Genomic DNA, 2834 nt, shown 5'->3' on the forward strand with positions numbered 1-2834 from the left:
TCTGCTGCGCGCCGGTGTGCTAGACCTTCAAGACGCTTCCCGCCTGCTTTGGTCCATTTCTGTAGCTCGGCAGGGACAGCTTCATATTCACCTTGATTGAGCTTTTTTAACAGTGTCGAGTTACAAAAGGCTCCTGTTCCTACATTATAGCAAAACGACACTAACGCCGCGAATTGTTCATCTGTTAATGAAACTGTAACAGCGCGTTCAACGGCATTTTCAAATTGTCTTAAGTCTTGGCAAAGAAGTTCTTCTGCTTGCTTTTCAGTGATTGTCATGCCTTCGTAAATAAAAGGTTTTCCAGCACTGTTTGTATGTCCATAACCTATTGTCCACACCCCAATGGCATCTTTATAGGCGTTCAAACGCAAACCTTCCCATTGTTTGATAAGTGCTAGTCCTTCTGATGATATTTTTCGCATATGATTCTCCATAAAAAAAGCCCCGCACAAGGCGGGGATGCGTGAAAAATATAAAATGAACGTCTTTCCCTCTTAAAGGACGGTAAGAAATCTACTCAACAAAAAGATATTGAAAAAGCCGTTCAATTAGTAAAAAAATTAACTTCCTCCTCGCCTAAAGGACAGGTAACGGACAAAAATACCATTGGTTAAAATTTAGAATCTGCTAATCAGTTATATTTGTCTAATCGTAGGATTTAATGCAATGACTGATATAAGATACAAAAACTTAGAAGATTTTTGTGGGCTTGATGAGGAAGAAAAAAAAAGCTTCGTAAACTTTCTCAAGAAAAGAAGAAGTGAACTGATTTCACCTACTGATGAAATAGTAAGTCAAATAGTACAGGAAAATAAACAAATTATAGATGAGTTGCTCAAAAAAGAGGAAGTTTCTAAAACAATTTTTAATATGCGAGAATTATCGTATTCCGCATTGTTAAAGCAAGAATCTACTTTCAATTCTGCGATTTTGATGGAAATTAGCCATCAGTTTGAGATGCCTAAAAGAATTATTACTGAATTAAGTTTGAAATTATTTCGGCTTAACATTCACGATTCTCACAAATTTAACGAGCAGTTAATAAATTGTTTTGGCCAATATGCAGGAAAAATTATTCCATATATTTATTTATTATGTCTTAGCAATACACAGTCACGCCGTTCACGTGCAGGAAAAACATTTGAAGAAATTATTTATTTTTTATATAATCAATTCCGATATCGTTTCGAAGCCCAAAAAAAAATCGGAAAAGAGACATTTCAAAAAGCCGGTTTGGGTAAAATGGTTGATTCAGTACTACCGAGCATAGAGCATTTTAAGAAAAGACGCGATAAGGCTATTATTGGCACAATGAAAACCACTTTGCGTGAACGTTGGCAAGAAGTTATTGAAGAGCAGTCAAGATCTCAAGTTCCTAACATTCACTTACTGACAGTTGATGATAAAATCTCTGTAAATAAAATTGAACAAATGAACAAGCATAACATTGTTGTCGTCGTACTAAAAACAGTTAAAAATCAAGAAAAAATATTGCATAACCACAGCGTCATAGATTTTGAAACGTATTTTTTGAAAGAACTACCTGAGATGTTTAATTATTGGAAAAATCAGTAAAATGTTTAAACTAATTGACTTATTTGCCGGCATTGGAGGAATTCGTTTGGGTTTCGAGTCTGCATTTGGCTTAGATAACGCCCAATGTGTTTTTACATCAGAAATTGATAAATACTCTATTCAAACTTATCGACTTAATTTTAACAACGATCACGTCCATGGCGATATTACTCAGATCAATGAAGAAGAAATACCAAAGCATGATATTTTATTAGCAGGCTTTCCTTGCCAACCTTTTTCGCAAGCAGGCTTGAAGAAGGGGTTTGCGGATGCACGTGGAACTTTATTTTTTGATATCAATAGAATTTTATCACATAGGAAGCCTCGAGCATTTTTATTAGAGAATGTTAAGCAATTAAAGGGGCATGATAGGGGACGTACTCTCTCTAGTATTATAAAGCATTTACAATCAAGCGGTTATAAAGTTTTTTATGATATCTTAAAAGCACGGGATTTTGGAGTTCCTCAGAATCGTGAACGCATATATATCATTGGTTTTTTAGATCATTCGATAGATTTTAAATTTCCCTCTCCCATGAATATTAAAACAAGGGTGGGAGATATTTTAGATAAAGAGGTTGATGAAAAATATACAATTAGTAATGCTCTTTGGCATGGACACCAACGAAGAAAAGTTCTGAATAAACTGAAAGGAAAGGGATTTGGTTATGGGCTTTTCGATGTGGAATCGCCATACACAAATACACTTTCTGCACGTTATTACAAAGATGGGAGCGAAATACTCATAATGCAGGATAATAAAAATCCTAGAAAACTGACGCCAAGAGAAGCAGCACGCTTGCAAGGGTTTCCTGAAAGCTACCAGATTCCAGTATCTGATACGCAAGCCTATCGCCAATTTGGAAACAGTGTGTCTGTTCCAGTTATTAAAGCTATCGCATTGCAGATGAAAAAATATCTGTCGTAAACGTTCATTGACCTTCTTCCCTAAAAGGGACAGCACAACCAATGACCTAAAGTTGATATTAATCCTCATCCATATGGATAACGCCTTCGTCACATGCGTCTGGTGGAGCGTTTGGATCAAGGGTATCATCCTTGTCTGGTGTTGTGTTTGCAACGTTTCCAGCCGTGTCTTCTTGCGCTTTATCAAAAAGTTCGCACTCTATTTTTGTGGTGTAACCACCCGTTTTATCAAGTTTGTGCTTAACGCTCTTGATGCGCCATTCTGCTGGAATATAGGGGCGGAAAGGGGGCTCTTGAACAAGCTTTGCTTCTGCTTGCACAAAGGGATCGCC

At 36.8% G+C, this 2834-nt stretch carries 3 protein-coding genes and 1 pseudogene; 2 read left to right on the forward strand and 2 right to left on the reverse strand.

Annotated features, from left to right (window positions below; genetic code table 11):
- Nucleotides 1-422 (reverse strand): lysozyme (locus tag ACFIKQ_RS08900; RefSeq protein WP_375656298.1); only part of this gene is annotated, 422 nt, incomplete at its 3' end.
- Nucleotides 423-666: 244 nt separating this feature from the next.
- On the opposite strand from ACFIKQ_RS08900, the gene ACFIKQ_RS08905 reads away from it, so the two are divergent.
- Both ACFIKQ_RS08905 and ACFIKQ_RS08910 read left to right on the forward strand, forming a co-directional pair.
- Nucleotides 667-1575 (forward strand): type II restriction endonuclease, encoded by a 909-nt coding sequence (locus tag ACFIKQ_RS08905; RefSeq protein WP_375656299.1) that lies wholly within the window; start codon nt 667-669, stop codon nt 1573-1575.
- 1 nt (nt 1576) lies between these two features.
- The gene (locus tag ACFIKQ_RS08910) at nt 1577-2503 is read left to right on the forward strand and encodes a DNA cytosine methyltransferase (protein ID WP_375656300.1); all 927 of its coding nucleotides are present in this window, start codon (nt 1577-1579) and stop codon (nt 2501-2503) included.
- Nucleotides 2504-2561: 58 nt separating this feature from the next.
- On the opposite strand, the pseudogene ACFIKQ_RS08915 reads toward ACFIKQ_RS08910, so the two are convergent.
- Nucleotides 2562-2834: pseudogene (locus tag ACFIKQ_RS08915) on the reverse strand (late control protein); the annotation flags it as partial.

It is taken from the genome of Bartonella sp. MR63HLJHH, assembly GCF_042194155.1.
GTDB classification, from domain to species: domain Bacteria; phylum Pseudomonadota; class Alphaproteobacteria; order Rhizobiales; family Rhizobiaceae; genus Bartonella; species Bartonella grahamii.

Coding starts and splice junctions, on each gene's coding strand:
- ACFIKQ_RS08905 (WP_375656299.1), top strand. CDS start 667: ATGACTGATATAAGATACAAAAACTTAGAAGATTTTTGTGGGCTTGAT.
- ACFIKQ_RS08910 (WP_375656300.1), top strand. CDS start 1,577: ATGTTTAAACTAATTGACTTATTTGCCGGCATTGGAGGAATTCGTTTG.